Origin of the sequence: Nocardia barduliensis (assembly GCF_013315795.1) — a bacterium.
GTDB lineage: Bacteria > Actinomycetota > Actinomycetes > Mycobacteriales > Mycobacteriaceae > Nocardia > Nocardia barduliensis.
In genome coordinates this window covers 1-17,282 of the sequence record NZ_JABLTE010000024.1, presented here as the reverse complement: position 1 = coordinate 17,282, position 17,282 = coordinate 1, and the positions used below count along the sequence as shown (strand labels likewise).

Annotated in this window: 15 protein-coding genes and 2 tRNA genes; 9 read left to right on the top strand and 8 right to left on the bottom strand. The window is 69.0% G+C overall.

All coding sequences use genetic code 11. The annotated features are described in order from the left end of the window. Nucleotides 1-255 precede the first annotated feature (255 nt). Together nicT and HOV91_RS12955 are read left to right on the top strand one after the other, a co-directional pair. A complete protein-coding gene (gene nicT / locus HOV91_RS12960) occupies nucleotides 256-1,305 on the top strand; it encodes a Nickel transporter NicT (RefSeq protein WP_498072311.1) in 1,050 nt (349 codons plus the stop codon). A 194-nt stretch (nucleotides 1,306-1,499) separates the two neighbouring features. After that, nucleotides 1,500-2,450 (top strand): alpha/beta hydrolase, encoded by a 951-nt coding sequence (locus HOV91_RS12955; protein ID WP_312884582.1) that lies wholly within the window; start codon nucleotides 1,500-1,502, stop codon nucleotides 2,448-2,450. Here HOV91_RS12955 and hisC read toward each other — a convergent pair. Continuing rightward, nucleotides 2,447-3,520 (bottom strand): histidinol-phosphate transaminase, encoded by a 1,074-nt coding sequence (hisC, locus tag HOV91_RS12950; protein ID WP_174185626.1) that lies wholly within the window; start codon nucleotides 3,518-3,520, stop codon nucleotides 2,447-2,449. The genes HOV91_RS12955 and hisC overlap by 4 nt on opposite strands. A 117-nt stretch (nucleotides 3,521-3,637) precedes the next feature. On the opposite strand from hisC, the gene HOV91_RS12945 reads away from it, so the two are divergent. The 3 genes from HOV91_RS12945 (at nucleotide 3,638) to HOV91_RS12935 (ending at nucleotide 4,630) form a co-directional block, all read left to right on the top strand. Continuing rightward, complete coding sequence (locus HOV91_RS12945) at nucleotides 3,638-4,345, top strand: dienelactone hydrolase family protein (protein WP_174185625.1); 708 nt, start codon at nucleotides 3,638-3,640, stop codon at nucleotides 4,343-4,345. Nucleotides 4,346-4,434: 89 nt separating this feature from the next. Next, nucleotides 4,435-4,524, top strand: a tRNA-Ser gene (locus tag HOV91_RS12940). A 33-nt stretch (nucleotides 4,525-4,557) separates the two neighbouring features. Beyond that, nucleotides 4,558-4,630 (top strand) — tRNA-Arg (locus HOV91_RS12935). 74 nt (nucleotides 4,631-4,704) lie between these two features. Here HOV91_RS12935 and HOV91_RS12930 read toward each other — a convergent pair. From HOV91_RS12930 to HOV91_RS12900, 7 genes are all read right to left on the bottom strand, one after another. Continuing rightward, nucleotides 4,705-4,842, bottom strand: a complete 138-nt coding sequence (locus HOV91_RS12930; RefSeq protein WP_174185624.1) for a hypothetical protein — start codon at nucleotides 4,840-4,842, stop codon at nucleotides 4,705-4,707. Between the two features lie 141 nt (nucleotides 4,843-4,983). After that, the gene (locus tag HOV91_RS12925; protein ID WP_174185623.1) at nucleotides 4,984-5,451 is read right to left on the bottom strand and encodes a TrmO family methyltransferase domain-containing protein; all 468 of its coding nucleotides are present in this window, start codon (nucleotides 5,449-5,451) and stop codon (nucleotides 4,984-4,986) included. A 227-nt stretch (nucleotides 5,452-5,678) separates the two neighbouring features. Next, nucleotides 5,679-6,404 (bottom strand): maleylpyruvate isomerase family mycothiol-dependent enzyme, encoded by a 726-nt coding sequence (locus HOV91_RS12920; RefSeq protein ID WP_174185622.1) that lies wholly within the window; start codon nucleotides 6,402-6,404, stop codon nucleotides 5,679-5,681. 66 nt (nucleotides 6,405-6,470) lie between these two features. Then, nucleotides 6,471-6,863, bottom strand: coding sequence for a RidA family protein (locus HOV91_RS12915; protein ID WP_174185621.1), 393 nt, complete (start codon nucleotides 6,861-6,863; stop codon nucleotides 6,471-6,473). Between the two features lie 103 nt (nucleotides 6,864-6,966). Continuing rightward, nucleotides 6,967-7,665 carry a DUF998 domain-containing protein gene (locus HOV91_RS12910; protein ID WP_312884581.1) on the bottom strand — a complete coding sequence of 233 codons (699 nt, stop codon included), beginning with the start codon at nucleotides 7,663-7,665 and terminating at the stop codon, nucleotides 6,967-6,969. 218 nt (nucleotides 7,666-7,883) lie between these two features. After that, a complete protein-coding gene (locus tag HOV91_RS12905; RefSeq protein WP_174185619.1) occupies nucleotides 7,884-8,312 on the bottom strand; it encodes a very short patch repair endonuclease in 429 nt (142 codons plus the stop codon). Next, nucleotides 8,309-9,442, bottom strand: a complete 1,134-nt coding sequence (locus tag HOV91_RS12900; protein ID WP_174185663.1) for a DNA cytosine methyltransferase — start codon at nucleotides 9,440-9,442, stop codon at nucleotides 8,309-8,311. Before HOV91_RS12900 ends, HOV91_RS12905 begins: the two co-directional genes overlap by 4 nt. A gap of 334 nt (nucleotides 9,443-9,776) precedes the next feature. Between HOV91_RS12900 and HOV91_RS12895 the strand changes: the two genes are divergently transcribed. From HOV91_RS12895 to HOV91_RS12880, 4 genes are all read left to right on the top strand, one after another. After that, complete coding sequence (locus HOV91_RS12895; RefSeq protein ID WP_174185618.1) at nucleotides 9,777-11,027, top strand: KasA/KasB family beta-ketoacyl-ACP synthase; 1,251 nt, start codon at nucleotides 9,777-9,779, stop codon at nucleotides 11,025-11,027. Nucleotides 11,028-11,135: 108 nt separating this feature from the next. Beyond that, the gene (fadD32, locus tag HOV91_RS12890) at nucleotides 11,136-13,064 is read left to right on the top strand and encodes a long-chain-fatty-acid--AMP ligase FadD32 (protein WP_174185617.1); all 1,929 of its coding nucleotides are present in this window, start codon (nucleotides 11,136-11,138) and stop codon (nucleotides 13,062-13,064) included. Between the two features lie 294 nt (nucleotides 13,065-13,358). Beyond that, complete coding sequence (locus tag HOV91_RS12885; RefSeq protein WP_174185616.1) at nucleotides 13,359-15,170, top strand: ABC transporter ATP-binding protein; 1,812 nt, start codon at nucleotides 13,359-13,361, stop codon at nucleotides 15,168-15,170. A gap of 2 nt (nucleotides 15,171-15,172) precedes the next feature. Continuing rightward, entirely contained in the window at nucleotides 15,173-17,203 is a 2,031-nt protein-coding gene (locus HOV91_RS12880; RefSeq protein WP_174185615.1) for an ABC transporter ATP-binding protein, read from the top strand. Nucleotides 17,204-17,282 lie beyond the last annotated feature (79 nt).

Below are 17,282 nucleotides of genomic sequence, written 5' to 3'. Positions count from 1 at the left end.
CTGCGAACCGAGCGGCCGGTCCGCTCGGTGTGCCCGAGAACGGCCGGGTGACCTCGGCTCCAGTGCGATGTATACGCGATCATGCCCGTCCTGGCTCGATACCCGGAAATGGACCGACGCCCAGCGTACGGCGGGTGTGCTGACGGTGTGCCATGATTTGCTGGATTTGCTGGATCGCCCGAAGGCGGAGAGCGGAATCGGCCCTGTCGAGTATCGTTGACATGATTTGCTTTTCGAGGGTGGAGGGGTTCGCTCGTGCGCAGTGTCATCGGTATGGCGGCCACCGTAGTAGCACTTCATATCCTCGGCTGGGGCACGCTCTTGCTGTTCGTCGTGCCGGGGCAGTATGTGATCGAGGGCGCCGTCTTCGGTGTCGGTCTCGGGGTGACGGCGTACACGCTCGGCATGCGGCACGCGTTCGACGCCGACCATATCGCCGCGATCGACAACACCACGCGGAAGCTGGTTGCGGAGAACGGGAAGCGGAAAGTCCAGACTGTCGGTTTCTGGTTCGCGCTCGGCCACTCCAGCGTGGTCGTCGTGCTCGTGGCATTGCTCGCGTTCGGCGTGCGGGCGCTGGCGTCCGACCTGGAGGACGAGAATTCGGCCCTGCAACGCTGGACGGGCCTGTGGGGCACCAGTGTGTCGGGCACGTTCCTGATCCTGATCGGCCTGCTCAATCTGGCGTCGCTGGTGGGCATCTGGCGGGTGTTCCGGGAGATGCGCCGTGGCGAGTACGACGAGGCGCAGCTGGAACGGCAGCTGGACAGCCGGGGCCTGCTCAACCGGGTGCTGCGGCCGGTGCTCGGCCTGGTGCGCAGGCCGAGGCACATGTACCTGGTCGGTGTGCTGTTCGGGCTCGGTTTCGACACCGTCACCGAGGTCGGACTGCTGGTGATCGCGGGCGGCGCGGCGGCGACCGGGCTGCCCTGGTATTCGATCCTGGTTCTGCCCGTGCTGTTCTCGGCGGGCATGGCGCTGTTCGACTCGCTGGACGGTTCGTTCATGAGCTTCGCCTACGACTGGGCCTTCGCCGCGCCGGTGCGCAAGATCTACTACAACCTGGTGATCACCGGCCTGTCGGTCGCGGTGGCGCTGCTGATCGGCGGGCAGGAGATCGTCTCGATCTTCGCCGAGAAGCTCGAAGTCGAATCCGGCATCGTCGCCTGGATCGGCAATCTCGATCTGGGTGATCTCGGTTACATCATCGTGGGACTGTTCGTGCTCACCTGGGCGGTCGCCATCGCGGTGTGGCGGTTCGCCGGAGTGGAGCGGCGCTGGCAGGACGGATTGGCCGCACGGTGAGCGCCGCGCACCGGCATCGACATGGCAATGGCCTGCCACCCGCCCTCGGTGGCTCTGGCAGGATGGGTCGCATGCTGTCTCGGCGGGGCGTGCGGCGTTGGGTTTCCAACGCCCTGATAAGCGCCGCACTTGTTTCCGGTGCGGTGGGGTTCGGCGCCCCTCAAGTCATTGCGGCGCCTGGCAAGCCTCCGCCCGTGAACACCGGGTCCTCGGACGGCCCCGGTCCGGCCGAGCCGACCAGTAAGCAACCCTCCACCCCGCGGATCGAGCGCGTCGAACCGATCAACGATCGGTGGCTGCGGGTCTTCGTCGCCTCGCCCGCGATGAGCCGGGTGGTCGAGGTACAGGTACTGCTGCCGCGCGACCAGTCGCACCCGCGTCCGACCGTCTACATGCTCGACGGACGCAGCGCCAGCCCCGACAGCAACAACTGGACCGAACTCGGGCACGCCGACCGCTTCTACGCGGACAAGGACGTCAACGTGGTGCTCACCGTCGGCGGTCCGGCCAGTTTCTACACCGACTGGCAGCAGCCCGACCCGGTGCTCGGCACCAACAAGTGGGAGACGTTCCTGACCAAGGAACTGCCCCCGCTGATCGACGCCCGGTTCGACGGCAACGGCACCAACGCGGTCATGGGCGTCTCGATGGGCGCGGAGGCCGCGATGATGCTGGCGTTCCGCCAGCCGTCCCTCTACAAGGCGATCGCGGCGCACAGCGGCTGCTTCTCGATGGGCACCGACATCGGCCAGGCGCAGGCGCGGGCCGTGGTGGCCACCTACATGGGCGAGCCGGACAACATGTTCGGCAAGCAGGACGATCCCGCCTGGCTTGCGCACGACGTCACCCTGCACGCGGACGCGTTGCGGGGCAAGACGATCTACCTGTCGGTCGGCAGTGGCCTGCCCGGCGTGCACGACGTGCCAGGGACCCCGAACGTCGACCTGCCCAGCGCCATCACGTTCGGCGGCCCGCTGGAGGCCGCGACCAATGCCTGCACCCGGCGGCTCACCGACCGGTTGCGGTCCCTCGGCATCCCGGTCACCGCGCACTTCCGGGCCACCGGCACGCACTCCTGGCCGTACTGGGAAGACGAGCTGGCCCTGTCCTGGCCCACGATCGCGCCCGCGATCGGCGTCCGCTAACCGAGGAAACGCGCGAGCACCTCCGGCGCACCGGCGAAGCTCAGGAACAGGTCGTTCTCGTGCGGGTCGCCTATGGTGACGCGCACCCCGTCGGTCCCGTACGGCCGCACCAGCACCCCGGCGGACGCGCTGGCCTCGCCGAACTCGGCGCTGCGCGCGCCCAGCGGCAGCCAGACGAAGTTCGCCTCGCTCGGCGGCACCGCGTACCCGGCGGCGACCAGCGCGTCGCGCACCCGTTCGCGTTCGGTGACCAGGAGGTCGGTGCGGTCCAGCAATTCGTGGCGGGCCTCCAGCGACGCGATCGCCGCCGCCTGCGCGAGCCGGTTCACGCTGAACGGGATGTGCACCTTCAGCAGCGCCGTGATCACGGCCGGGTCGCCCACCGCGTAGCCCACCCGCAGCCCGGCCAGGCCGTATGCCTTGGAGAAGGTGCGCAGCACAACCACATTGGGCCTGGTGCGGCCGATCTCGACGCCATCGGGGTGATCGGCCAGCCGCACGTATTCGTAGTACGCCTCGTCCAGCACCACCAGCACGTGGGATGGCACCGCGTCCAGGAACCGGACCAGCTCGGCCTTGCCGACAGCGGTGCCGGTCGGGTTGTTCGGATTGCAGACGAAGATCAACTTGGTCCGCTCGGTGACGGCGGCGGCCAGCGCGTCCAGATCGTGCACCTGACCCGCCGTGAGCGGTACCTGCACGGCCGTGGCGTTGCCAACCTTGGTGACGATCGGGTACGCCTCGAACGAGCGCCAGGCGAACAGCACCTCGTCGGACGGGGACGCGCAGGTGATCTGCACCAGCTCCTGGCACAGCGCGACACTGCCGCAGCCCACCGCGACATGCTCGAAGCCGACCCCGAGGAACTCGGCCAGCGCCGTCCGCAGCCCGGTGACCTGGTTGTCCGGATACCGGTGGGCCAGCTCGGCCGCCTCGGCGATGGCTTTGGCCGCCGCGGGCAGCGGAGGGACGGTCGTCTCGTTGCTGGCCAGCTTGACCGCGCCGGGATTGCTGCGGCCGGGGGTGTACGCCGGGATCGATTCGAGGTCCGGCCGGATCTGCGCTGTCACACTCCAACCCTAATCGGCGCCGCGCAGGGGCCAGGCGGCGTACCGGAAATTCTCTGGGCTATAGGCCCTCACGTGCAATTTCTACCGAAGATCAGCAACTCGCCCTACGCTGGTTTCATGTCGGGCACCTACGACGATATGGCCCCGCTGCGGGGTAGCGAGCAGGAAGACGAGCGGCCGGCCAGCGGTGGGCAGGTGCCCATCACGGTGGTGGAGCCAGAGGGAAACGCCCGCGGCGGAATCGTGCTGCTGCACGAGTCCGGCGAGTTCACCGGCGCGTTACGCGACCTGATGGACGCGCTGGCAGGCGAGGGCTGGACGGTTGTCGCGCCCAAACTGTTCCATCGGGGCGGCCGCCAACCGGGCGGTGGAGTCTTCGGCGACGAACTGTTCGAAGATTTCGACGCCTGCTTCGACTGGCTCACCCGGCGCGGGGTGTTCCCCGACACCATCGGCGTGCTCGGGTTCGACACGGCGGGCACCGCCGCGTTCCTGGTCGCGACCAACCGTCCGATAGGCGCCGCGGTCAGCGTCGCGTCGCCCGGCATCACCGAGCCGCTCACCGACCAGGCCGACGCCCTGGTGCGGGCCGCCCCGCACCTGCAGGCTCCGTGGCTCGGCCTGTTCGGCGTGGACGACCCGGCCACCCCGCCCGCTCAGGTGGACGAACTCCGCGACGCGACCGCTCGCGCCGCCGTCGCCAGCCTGGTCGTCACCTACCCCGGCCTGCACCACCGCGCCGACACCTCCGAGGCGGACGACGGCGACGAGACCGTCGATTCGCAGACCAGAATCTTCGACTGGTTCGACAGTAACCTGCGCTGACCAGCCGTTTTGTGATCTGGACGGTAGCTCCTGTAACCTTTTGGCTCGGCGGTTCGAAAGGACCGGTGCCCTCGGAAGAGAAGGCTCCAGGAGGCGTGCCAGAGCGGCCGAATGGGACTCACTGCTAATGAGTTGTCCCTTCACGGGGACCGGAGGTTCAAATCCTCTCGCCTCCGCCACACCCGGGAAACCGGTACAACTGAATAACACCTGCGCCCGTAGCTCAACGGATAGAGCATCTGACTACGGATCAGAAGGTTAGGGGTTCGAATCCCTTCGGGCGCACGCAGGTAGAAGGCCCCTCCGGTATCAGCGGAGGGGCCTTCTCGCATCTGTGACGACACCATTTGACGACAATGTCACTCGAACAGCGCGTCCATCCCGGTCACCGCGTCGCGCTGCACGGCGTCGATCACGTCCATGTAGTGCCCGTCGTCACGGTGATCGACCTGTGGCGCAGCCGTGCCACGGAAACGACACGCGCGCTGATCCGGCACAGAGCTGGCCCGTACACGGTGTATCTGCGTCCGCAGACTCGTCACCTGTTCTATACGAAGGCAGGGCTTCGGCATGGAGGCGGACCCGATCCCGAAGATATGAGCCCGCCTGCCCGACGAGTGCGCGTATGCGCGTGCGGTTTAGGAATAGTTGTCCAGCGTCTCGGTGGACCACCGGGCTTGCCGGATGTCTCCCCGTGGACCGCACTGGGCAAACCAGGGCTGGATGTCCAACACGGGTGTGCCGTCTACCGCGTCCAGGTCAGCTACGTGGAGGTCCAGGCCGTCCACTCGGAGCAGTCGGGCGCGGGATACCCCGAGCCAGTTGATGCGCGGCATGTCCCGATGGCCGAAGATGCCGATCTCCGGCCATGTCGGCTTATCCCGTGCACGGGAACCACCGAAACCCAGATCCGTGGGGTCGGTCAGGCGGAACCGGAACACGATCTCGAGATGGCTGAACTCCTCCAAGCCTTGCACCGACTTCACGGTGAACCGCCGATCATCGATACGGATGATCGCCTCGGTACCCCAGTGATCGTCCGTAGCTTCGCGGCGACCACCAATGACTTGGGCAACTGGCGCTACCTCGAACACTTCGTCTGCCATTGACCTTGTCCTACTTCCCATTGGCGGCGCAAACATCACGCTAGTTGCCTCGGGCGGCCGAGCATACTGTCGGAAACGACATATTTGGTACTGAAACCGACATGAAGGTGGCTCACGCTGATGCTCGGCTAACGATCGAGGGTCGCCGAGCAACTGTCAGGCGCGTCTTCCTTGCGTTGACCGGAGCGGTCCGGCCGATGCCGCGGCGGTGTGCCGCTCGCCGGGGGCTACTTCCAGGCCGGAAGGGGCGGCAGGTCGCCGGTGAGGTCGGAGCCGGTGTCGCGGCCGAGTAGCCAAGCGGCGAGGGATGAGGCCGGGCCGGAGATGGTGTGGGTGGGGGAGGCGGTGCCGATGGTGGCGGTGTAGTCGGAGTCCGTGGCGCGGAGGGTGAATGGCTCGAGCGGGCTATCCGCGGTGAGGCGGGTGAGGTCGGCGGTGGCCTGGGGGAGGATGCGGGCGACAAAGGACGTGGGCCAGTCGGCGGGACGGTAACCCGCGTCCAGGTCGACGTGGTGAATCTCCACCTCTTGCAGGCGCATCCAGAGGACTTCGGCCGCTGGAATCGGGCGGCCCTGCCGGGTGCGGACCTGTGCTCGCCAGGCGTCGCCGGTGAGTGAGCGGGCGAGGGCGAGGAAACGCGTGGTGGCGGCCGTGTTGTCGGCAAGGTGTTCGGGGAGTGGACGGGACGCGCCCGCCTCGATGTCGTGGTCACGCAGGAAAGCACTGGCGTATTGGGGGATTTCGATGCCGGTGTGTGCCCACAGCAGCAGGTTCACCAGGCTGTCGGCGTTGCGGGCGAGATGGGCCAGGACATGGCCGCGGGTCCAGCCGGGCAGCGCGGACGGTTCGGTGACGGCGCGCTCGTCGAGGCCGCGGATGGTGTCGAGCAGGCGGGTGGTCGCCTCGGCGACGGTGTCGAGCTGCACGGGGGTCTGCGAGGCGGCGGTGGTCACGGTTTCGACCCTAGCGAGCGAGAACCCGGCTCGCCGCGCGCGACGGGCCGGGTTCGGGAATCTCGCCTACCCGCCGACCATCGCGTCGGCTTCGATCTCGACCAGCAGGGCGGGGGTGATCAGCGCCTTGATCTCGTACATGGCCGTCGCGGGACGGATCGCGCCGAACACCTCCGCGTGCGCCTCGGCGACCTCGGGCCAGCGCGCGATATCGGTGACGAAGATGCGGGTGCGCACGACGTCGGCCAGGCTCGCGCCCGCTTCCTCGAGCGCGGAGGCGATGCGCCGCAGGGTTTCCCTGGTCTGCTCGCCGATGTCGTCGCCGCCGACCGCCGTGCCGCCGGGAGCGGAGGCGGTCGTCCCGCTGACCGCGATGACATTTCCGAGCCGGACCGCCCGCGAGTAGCCGACGATGTCTTCGAACTCCGAACCCGAGGAGATGTTCACGCGATCACTCATGCGCGACAGCATCGCACGGCGCTCGGCACGGCGACTCGGCGGACAGCTGGGGTTCCAACCCCCCGCCTTCGGTCGGTCGGCGTTGGCTGGGCCGACCCCGAAATCAGCCCTGCTCGGCCGGCTGCCGCCCCTCCGCGATCACTGCCGCGGCCAGCGCGATCAACCACAGCGACATCGCCCCCACCTGGATACGCTGGGCGATCCCCAACGCGTAGTTGCCGGGCAGGTTGTCGGCGACCAGCATCCACACCGTCGCCAGCGACCCGATCAGCAAAACGACCGCACCGAATTCGCGCAGCACCCGCCAGTGCCGGTAGCGGAAGGCAGCGAGGCTGAACGCGAACGCGGCGATCGCGATCGAAGTGACGGCCAGTGTGCTCGTCAACGCGTGCGGCTGACGCAACTGCGGGAACAGTTCGCTCGGACCGCCGCATCCACTCTCGCCGGGAGCGCAGTCACGCAGCGGCAGCAGGACGTCGAAGATGGTGGCCGTGCCGAAGCAGAACAGCGCGATCCAGCCGACGGTGGTCAGCCTGCGCCGCGGAAACGACAACCACCCGGCGAGTGCCGCGGGCATGAGCATCACCCCGGCGAGCAGGTCCGCCGTGGCGAACACCTCCCGGTATGGCTTTCCTTCCGCGTCCAATTCGCTGAGGAACGTATCGACCGGGTCGATGTCGATCGGCAGCGCGAATTGCAGAACCCAGGACGAATAGCAGAGCCCCGCGAGCGCGATCGCCGCGGCGACCAGCAGTATTGTCGGCCGCACGCGCCGTACGGCGATCTCCGCGCCACCCGTCACGTCCCCATTGTGCTGGTTGCTAGAGCGCGCCGGACCGCGGCAGGCCGCACATGTCGTTACCATCCGGGACACAGGGTCTTGTCAGCTTCGCCCGGCACGCTGGACGTCAGCTGCAACTCGAGGAGGTCCCCATGCTCGGATTCGCGACTGCCGCCGCTGGAATCGCGGTCATGACGGTGATGGTGATGTCCGGCTACCTGGCCGCGCACGCCCCTCGTTCACTCGTGCGGGTGCGACACCGCTGACAGCACCGCTTGGACGCGGTCGGCCGCGCTGAGGGGGTCCTCGTGCTCCCAGACGCGGATCACGTGCCATCCCGCCGCGATCAGCGCCGCGTCGGTGGCTCGATCGCGGGCGACGTTGCCTGCCAGTTTGGCGGCCCACCACTCGGCGTTGTTCTTCGGATCGGTGGCGTGCTGCGGGCAGCGATGCCAGAAACAGCCGTCCACGTAGACCGCGACCCGCCGCCGCGGGAACACCAGGTCGGCGCGCCTGCGCTGCCCGCGGATCGGTGCGCGGTCGACGAAATACCGCAGACCGCGGCGGTGCAGCTCCCGGCGCAGGGCGAGTTCGGGATCGGTTCCGGTGCGCCGCTGGCGCGCCATCCGCGCGCTGGTCACCGCGTCGGTGGTGGGCCGCCGGTTCATGCCGCCCAGCCGCCCATCCGGTCCAGATGGCTTTCCACGTCGGCGAGGAAACCGGGCGGAAAACGCAGGCTGCCCATGGTGGTGCGGCGCAGGAATCCGGCCGTGGCGCGGGCGGAGAGCAACTGTGCCTCGGCGAGGAAGTGGGCGAGGTCCTCGTACGGCTCGTGCACCGGCCAGGTGGACACCGGCACCCGATAGGCCACACCGCCGTGCCCCCACGCGGCGACCGGCCACGGCGTGCCCGGAGGCAGGGGTTGATCGCCGGGTATCGGATCGAGCGGGGCGGCCAGCCGCGACCCCACCCAGGCCGCCATCCGCACGCTCACCGCGTTGCCGACCAGCTTCCAGCGGTGGCCCTTCCGCACGCCGGGCACCTCGGTCGCGGGCACCGTCCAGCCCGCGTCGAAGCCCTGCAGGCGTTCGGCGTCGGCGATGCCCGGCGTGACGATCTCCCCGGACGGCAGCCGCACCGCGGGCGGGCTGGCGATGCCGAGCGCGGAGCCGCCCTTCAGCGTCGGCACCGCGTTCACCGCCCAGCCCAGCCCGCGCACCCCTTCGGTCCAGTAGAAGCCGCACGGATCGACCTCGGGATCGCCGATCGTGCGCGGACCGGCGTCCTCGCCGAACAGCACCGCGCGCGGGTCCTCGGTGCGGGAAGCCAGCATCAGCACTCGCTGCCTGCGCTGCGGCAAGCCGAAAGCGCGGGCGTCCACCACCCGGTAGGCCCAGGTGTAGCCGAGTTCCTCGAGCGCGCCGGTGATGTGCCGCATGGCCGCGCCGCGGCCCAGTTGCAGCATGAACGGCACGTTCTCGATCAGCAGCCAGCGTGGGCCGCGCTTGCGGCGCACCAGCCGGAACACCTCGTCGACCAGACCCGAGCGCGTGCCGGTGATGCCCGCGGTGCGCCCGGCCTGGGAGAGGTCCTGGCACGGGAATCCGGCCGCGACCAGCTCGGTGCCCGCGGGGATCGCGCGCAGCCGGGTGATGTCGGCATGCAGGGGTACGTCCGGGAAACGGGCGGCGAGCACGCCTTGGGCGCCGGGCTCGATCTCGCACAGCAGTTCGGTGTGCCAGCCGTGCCTGCCGAGGCCGAGCTCGAGTCCGCCGATCCCGGCGAACAGCCCGACCATCCGCGCGCCCGTCAACGACCTTCCCTTTCTCGCGTCCACACCGGACGCCGCCCGCGCGTCCCGTGCCCGGGGAGCAGGTTACTCGAGTCGTCCGGGGTGATCCCCCAAGTAGGCGACCATCGTCTCCGGCACCTGGTACCGTCCGCGTGTCACGCAGTGCGATCGGTGCGCGTTTCCGATAATGCACAAGGGTGGTCGCACACGGACGTGATGACCGGCCGTTCCGCCTGCGCTCCAGTGCCATCCGTGCGGGCCGCCCACGATCCTGTGGCGCTCGCGCATTGCTTTTGCTCGACGAAGTTTCCAGAGCGACGCTAGGGAAAGTGAGCGAAACATGCAGATGCCTTCCACGAAAAACGGACAGTTCCCCTCTGTGGTGGTGACCAGCCTCGCGGCGACCACGTCCATCGCGGGTGACGTGGATTCCACGTGGAAGGGCCTGCTCAACGGCGACAGCGGCATCGACGTCCTGGAAGACGATTTCATCGCGGAATTCGAGCTGCCGGTCCGCATCGGCGGGCATCTCAAGGTTCCGCCCACCACTTACCTGGACGTGGCGGAGGCTCGCAGGCTCTCCTATGTGGAGCAACTGGCCCTCGTGCTCGGGCGTGAGGTCTGGCGCAACGCAGGCAGCCCCGAGGTGGACAAGCACCGTCTGGGGGTGTCCGTCGGCACGGGGCTCGGCGGTGCCGAGGCGATGATCCACGCCCGGGACAAGCTGCACAACGGGGGCTACCGCAAGGTCTCGCCGTACACCGTCCAGGCCGTGATGCCGAACGGCGCCGCGGCCTGCGTCGCGGTGGAACTCGGCGCGCGAGCCGGGGTGACCACGCCGGTGTCGGCCTGCTCCTCCGGTGCGGAGGCGATCGCCAACGCGTGGCGGATGATCGTCATGGGCGACGCCGACGTGGTGGTCACCGGCGGCGTGGAGGGTTCCATCCAGGCCTTGGCGATCGCGGCGTTCACCATGATGCGTGCCATGAGCACCCGCAACGACGCGCCGAAGTGCGCCTCGCGCCCGTTCGACGCCGACCGCGACGGCTTCGTCTTCGGTGAGGCGGGCGCGCTGATGGTGCTGGAGACCGAGGAGCACGCCAAGGCGCGCGGGGCGACCATCCACGCCCGGCTGATGGGCGCGGGCATCACCTCCGACGGTTTCCACCTTGTCGCCCCGGACCCCGATGGCACCGGCGCCGCGCGCGCGATGACGCGGGCGATGCGGACGGCCGGGCTGGCCGAGGACGATGTCACGCACGTCAACGCGCACGCGACCGCCACTCCGATCGGCGACACGGCGGAGGCGCGCGCGATCCGCCGAGCGGTGGGCGACCACCCGTCGGTCTACGCGCCCAAATCGGCCCTCGGCCATTCCATCGGCGCGGTCGGCGCGCTCGAATCGGTGCTCACCGTGCTCACCGTGCGGGACGAGATCGTGCCGCCCACGCTGAATTTGGACAAGCTGGATCCCGAGATCGATTTGGACGTGGTACGCGGTGGTTCCCGGCCCGGCCGTATCGATTACGCCCTGAACAACTCTTTCGGATTCGGCGGGCACAATGTGGCGCTCGCCTTCGGCCGCTACTGACCGCCAGGTGGCCGGGACACCTGCTAGCCTTCCCGACGCTTCGTTATCGACCTGTGTTCGGTGTCATTGCACGGCCCGAGTGTCTGTGCGCTGGAAAAGGATAAGGCGATGATCGACGAAACTTTCGACGACTATCTGGATGATCAGGGCAATATCGAGATCCGCGGGGACAAGACCCTGATCGACTTCGTCGACAAGCACAGCGTGGAGAACGGCGACGACCTCGCCTACCGTTTCATCGACTATTCCCGGGAACGGGACGGTGAATACCACGAACTCACCTGGCGGCAGTTCGGTGTGCGCCTGCGGGCGGTGGCGGCCCGGCTGCAACAGGTCACCCGGCCGGGCGATCGGGTGGCGATCCTCGCTCCGCAAGGGCTCGACTACGTCGTTTCGCTGTTCGCCGCGGTGTACGCGGGCAGTATCGCGGTTCCGCTGTTCGATCCGGAGGAGCACGGCCACACCGACCGTCTGCACGCGGTGCTGGGCGACTGCGCCCCCGCCGTGATCCTCACGGTGGGCTCCGCGGCCGGTGGCGTGCGGAAATTCTTCCGCCACCTGCCGCCGCCGCGGCGTCCGCGGATCATCGCGGTGGAGGCGATCCCGGACAGCGTCGGCGCCTCCTGGACGCGCCCGGACATCAACATCGACAGCGTCGCCTACCTGCAATACACCTCGGGGTCCACCCGGACCCCCACCGGCGTGGCGATCACCCACCGCGCGGTGGGCACGAATCTGCTGCAGATGATCGACGCGATCGGCGTCACCGAGCATTCCCGCGGGGTCACCTGGTTGCCGCTGTTCCACGACATGGGCCTGCTCTGCGTGATCCTGCCGACCGTCGGCGGCGGGTTCATCACCATCATGTCGCCGAGCGCGTTCGTACGCCGCCCCTACCGCTGGATCAAGGAACTGGCCGCCGCCTCGGACGGCGCCGGGACGTTCGCCGCCGCACCGAACTTCGCGTTCGAGCACGCGGCGGCGCGGGGCAAGCCCAAGCCGGGGGAGCAATTGGATCTCTCCAACGTGATCGGGCTGATCAACGGCAGCGAACCGGTCTCGGTGTCGTCGATGAAGAAGTTCAACGAGGCGTTCGCGCCGTACGGCTTGCCGGAGACGGCGATCAAGCCCTGCTACGGCATGGCCGAGGCGACGGTGTTCGTCTCCGCCACCCGGGCGGAGGACAAGGCGAAGGTCGTCTACGTCGACCGGACCGAGTTGAACGCCGGGCGGATGGTCGAGGTCGCCGCGGACGCCGACAACGCCATCGCGCAGGTGTCCTGCGGGTACGTCGCGCGGTCGCAGTGGGCGGTGATCGTCGACCCGGAACACGGCACGGAGCGGGGCGACGGCGAAGTCGGCGAGATCTGGCTGCACGGCGAGAACATGGGCATCGGTTACTGGGGCCGTCCCGAGGAGACCGAGGCCACCTTCCGCGCCGAATTGGCCGCACGCCTGCCCGAGGGCAGTCACGCGGAAGGCACGCGGCAGGACGCCAATTGGATGCGCACCGGCGATTTCGGCGCGTATCTCGACGGGGAGCTGTACATCACCGGACGGGTCAAGGACTTGGTCATCGTCGACGGTCGCAATCACTATCCGCAGGATCTCGAGTTCTCCGCCCAGGAATCCAGCACGGCGCTGCGCCCCGGCTTCGTCGCGGCGTTCTCGGTGCCGGCCAACGAACTGCCCGCGCTCGTCTTCGAACAGGGCAGCCACTCGGGCCTGACGTTCGACGCCGAGGACACCTCCGAGCAGTTGGTGATCGTCGCCGAGCGCAATACCGGCGCCGGGAAGCTCGAGTCGGAGTCGGTGGCCGACACGGTGCGCGCCGCGATCGCGCGGCGCCACGGCGTCATGGTCCGCGACGTGCTGCTCGTGCCCGCGGGTTCGATTCCGCGCACGTCCAGCGGCAAGATCGCCCGCCGGGCGTGCCGTGCGGCCTATCTGGAGGGCACGCTGCGCGGCGGCCACCAGCAGCAGGACTTCCCGGACGCGCCGCAGGAGTGGGAGTCCGAGACCGTGGTGGTCGGCTAGAGCCACAGGTCCGGGCAGCTTCGGTGGCGCGGGGAGCGTCACCGCCGTGGTCGAGGTAGCGGGGTTCTGATCCGCGTGGCTTGACCTCGAGGTCGCTTCAGGTTGTTGGCTGGGTGCGTGAGTGTCGAACCCGTCACCGCGCCGAGCGCGCTGTCCAGCACGGATGCGTTCGCACCGCCGGAAAATCGGTTGGTCGACGCACGCTGCGGTGCGACCCTGGAATGTCGGACCCCGGTGCGAACATCGCCGGAGGTCTCGCTCTCCGCCGCCAGTCACGTACCTCGAGGGGGAGTTTTGTCTGTCGCACTGGACGTTTCGTCGGCCGAACCGGAGGCCGACAGAGCGGAACGGCCCGCCGCCACGGGTCGATTGCATTCCTTGCGCCGATTCTGGCCCTATCTGCGTCCGCATGTCGGCATCCTGCTCGCCGCCAGCGGACTCGCGTTGCTCGCCGGGCTGACGGCGATCGTGATCCCGCTGATGATCGCGCGGATCATCGACGGCCCGATCGCCCACCGGGATTTCGCGGGCGTGCTGGGGCCGGTGGCCGTGGTCCTGGCGCTCGGCCTGCTGGAGGCCGGTGGGGTGTGGGGACGCCGCTGGCTGATCGCCGCGCCCGCCACTCGCTTCGAGATAACGCTGCGCGCCAAGATCTTTCGCAAATTACAGGCGCTGTCGATCGGCAGGCACGACGCGTGGGAGTCGGGGCAGCTGCTGTCGCGGGCGATCGACGACCTGGCCACCATGCGCCGGTTCGTCTCCTTCGCGGGGCCGTTCCTGCTCATCCACATGGTGATCATCCCGGTCGGCCTGCTCGTGTTGATCGGGCTGAACCCGCCGATCGGCCTGATCTTCGCGATCGTCTCGATCCCGCTGGTGATCGTCTGCATTCGCTTCGAGCGCCGGTACGCGGTGGCCTCCCGGCGTTCGCAGGACCAGTCCGGCGACCTGGCCACCACGGCCGAGGAATCGGCGCAGGGCGTGCGGGTGCTCAAAGCGTTCGGGCGCGGCGTGTTCTTCGGCCGCCGTTTCACCGCGCAGGCGCACGAGCTGCGGCAGACCGAACTGCTGAAAGCGCGCTTGGACGCCACGCTGTGGTCGAGCATGGTGAGCCTGCCGCAACTGGCCATCGCGTTCGCGCTCGGCTACGGCGGATACGCCGTGGCACACGGCACGATGACGCTCGGCACCTTGATCGCGGGCATCACGCTGGCGACCTTCCTGCAGTGGCCGATCATCTGGACCGGCTTCCTGCTCGCCGAACTGAACGACGCGCGCACCGCGGCCGATCGGTACTGGGAGATCATCGACACGCCCATCGACATCACCGATCCGGCCGAGCCAGTGGATTTGCCGGAGCATGTGCGGGGCGAATTGCGTTTGAAGGGTGTGCATTTCGCCTTCCCCGACGCCGAAGATGAAGTGCTGCGGGATGTGTCGCTGCGCGTGCGGCCCGGCGAGACGGTCGCGCTGGTCGGGGCAACGGGCAGCGGCAAGACGGCGCTGCTGAACCTGATCCCGCGGCTGTACGACGTGACCGGCGGCGCGATCACCATCGACGGTATCGACATCGCGGCAATGCGGGTCGCCGATCTGCGCTCGCTGGTGTCGACCGCGTTCGAGGACCCGGTGCTGTTCTCCGCGAGCGTGCGGGAGAACGTCGCGCTCGGCGATCCGGCCGCCACGGACGCCGATGTGCGCCGGGCGCTGGAGGTCGCGCAGGCCACCGAGTTCGTGGACGACCTGCCCTGGGGGTTGGACACCAGGATCGGCGAGCAGGGCCTGAGCCTGTCCGGCGGTCAGCGGCAACGTCTCGCGCTGGCTCGTGCGGTGCTCACCGGCGCGGGTGGGGGAATGCGCGGCCAGATCATGGTGCTCGACGATCCGCTGTCCGCGCTGGACGTGGAGACCGAGGAGCGGGTGCAGGCTCGCCTGCGCACCGTGCTGGCCGACGCGACGACGCTGCTCGTCGCGCATCGTCCGTCCACGGCCGCGCTGGCCGACCGGGTGGCGGTGCTGGCCGACGGCCGGATCGTCGCCGAGGGAACCCACGATCAACTGCTGCGTACCAGCCGTAGCTACCGCGAACTGATGGGAGGTGAGTAGCGATGAGTACCCCGACCACCGTCTCGGACGACGATGCGCCGGAGACTGTCGCGACACGTGCGGAAGGGGCGGCGGACTGGCGCGGCATCGCGGGCGAGGACAAAGCGGTCACCGAGACCGGCAACCTGGTGCTGGCCGGACGTTCCCGGCGGCTGCTGCTCGACCTGGTCAAGCCGTACCGCAAGCTCGCAGCGCTCGCACTGGTGCTCATCGTGCTGGACAACATCGCGATGGTGTCGGCGCCGCTGTTCGTCGCGCACGCGCTGGACACCGGCATCGCACGCGGCGTCGAGGGAAACTGGGCGCCGTTGACCTGGAGCGTGGCCGGTTACCTCGGCTCGGTCCTGCTCGGTGTGGTCTGCACGTTCTCCTTCCTCCGGGTGTCCGGCAGGCTCAGTCAGAGCGTGCTGTTCGACCTGCGGGTGCGCGCGTTCACGCATGTGCAGCGGCTCAGCGTCGCCTTCCACGAGAAGTACACCTCGGGCAAGGTGGTCGCGCGGCTCACCGGCGATATCGAGACGCTGCAGGAACTGCTGGAAAGCGCGCTCAACCAGGCGCTGAGCGCGATCCTGTCGGTGCTCACCATCGCGGCGCTGCTGATCTACCTCGACCAGGCCCTGGCCGCGATCGTGCTGGCCGGATTCGTCCCGCTGGTGGTGGTCACCCGCTGGGCGCAGCGCAGGCAGCGGGCGGGCTACCGCCGCACGCGCGCCGCGATCGCCAAGGTGGTCGTGCAGTTCGTCGAGTCGATGGGCGGCATGCGGGCGGTGCAGGCGTTCCGCCGTGAGCAGCGCAACGAGTCGGTGCTCGCGACCGAGGACGCCGAATACCGGCACGCGACCACCGCGGCCATGCGCGGCATGGGTGACTACGCGGGCCTGACCAAACTGCTCGGCAACCTGACCACGTTGGTCATCATCGTGGTCGGAGCCTGGCGGGTGATCGAAGGCGATCTCGCGGTCGGCGTGCTCGCGGCCTACCTGCTGTATCTCAACGAGTTCTACGGGCCGCTGGACCAACTGGCGCAGGTGTTCAACGCCTATCAGTCCGCAGCGGCGGCGCTGGAGAAGATCTCGGGCGTGCTCGAGGAGGAGCCGTCGGTGCCCGAGCCCGCCCGGCCGGTGGCGCTGGAGAAGGCGTCCGGCGCGGTGCGGATGGAGCGGGTGTGGTTCGGCTACGGCACGGCGTCCACGGCCGATTCCGTTTCCGGTGCCTCCGTCGGCGATGCGCCTGCCGGTGGGGCGGGTCGGTCCGCTGGGAATTCGGCGGGTGATCGGACCTCGCAGGATGCCCAGCCAGCGCCGTCCAGCGACGCGGGAGCCTCCGGTGAGCCCGATCGCCGGACCCGGCCGGTGCTGCCGGAATTCACCCTGGACATCCCGGCGGGGCAGGTGATCGCGCTGGTGGGCGCGACCGGTGCGGGCAAGTCGACGCTGGCGAAGCTGCTGACGCGGTTCTACGACCCCTCCGGCGGCGTGGTCACCCTGGACGGCGTCGATCTGCGCGACCTGTCCGACGCCGATCTGCGCCGCAACGTGGTCATGGTCACCCAGGAGTCCTACCTGTTCTCCGGTTCGGTGGCCGACAACATCCGGTTGGGCAGGCCGGAGGCCACCGACGACGAGGTCTTCGCCGCGGCGCGCGCCGTCGGTCTGTACGACTTCGTGCGAGCGCTGCCCGAGGGCTTCGCCACCGACGTGCGCAAGCGCGGTGGCAGGCTCTCGGCGGGCCAGCGGCAGCTGGTCGCGTTCGCGCGGGTGTTCCTGGCCGATCCCGCTGTGATCGTCCTGGACGAGGCCACCTCCAGCCTGGATATTCCCAGCGAGCGGCTCGTGCAGCGGGCGCTGGAGACCGTGCTGCGCGGCCGCACGGCGGTGATCATCGCGCACCGCTTGTCCACGGTGGCGATCGCGGACCGGGTGCTGGTGCTCGAGTCCGGCCGGGTCGTCGAGGACGGCGCCCCGGAAGCCCTGATCGCGGGAACCGGCCGGTTCGCCGACCTGCACGCGGCATGGCGGGAGTCGCTCGTGTGATGGGCGGCGGTTGTGCGGGCCGGGGCTGGGTGTCGCTTACGGTAGATACGTGACGACCCCAGCCCCCGACCCCGAGAGC

Bases quoted from the DNA above. Each gene is read 5' to 3' on its own strand.
- HOV91_RS12905 (WP_174185619.1), bottom strand. From the start codon at position 8,312: ATGAACCGGCGGCCCACCACCGACGCGGTGACCAGCGCGCGGATGGCG.
- HOV91_RS12880 (WP_174185615.1), top strand. From the start codon at position 15,173: ATGAGTACCCCGACCACCGTCTCGGACGACGATGCGCCGGAGACTGTC.
- HOV91_RS12925 (WP_174185623.1), bottom strand. From the start codon at position 5,451: ATGGCAGACGAAGTGTTCGAGGTAGCGCCAGTTGCCCAAGTCATTGGT.
- fadD32 (WP_174185617.1), top strand. From the start codon at position 11,136: ATGATCGACGAAACTTTCGACGACTATCTGGATGATCAGGGCAATATC.
- HOV91_RS12895 (WP_174185618.1), top strand. From the start codon at position 9,777: ATGCAGATGCCTTCCACGAAAAACGGACAGTTCCCCTCTGTGGTGGTG.
- HOV91_RS12945 (WP_174185625.1), top strand. From the start codon at position 3,638: ATGTCGGGCACCTACGACGATATGGCCCCGCTGCGGGGTAGCGAGCAG.
- HOV91_RS12900 (WP_174185663.1), bottom strand. From the start codon at position 9,442: ATGGTCGGGCTGTTCGCCGGGATCGGCGGACTCGAGCTCGGCCTCGGC.
- HOV91_RS12915 (WP_174185621.1), bottom strand. From the start codon at position 6,863: ATGAGTGATCGCGTGAACATCTCCTCGGGTTCGGAGTTCGAAGACATC.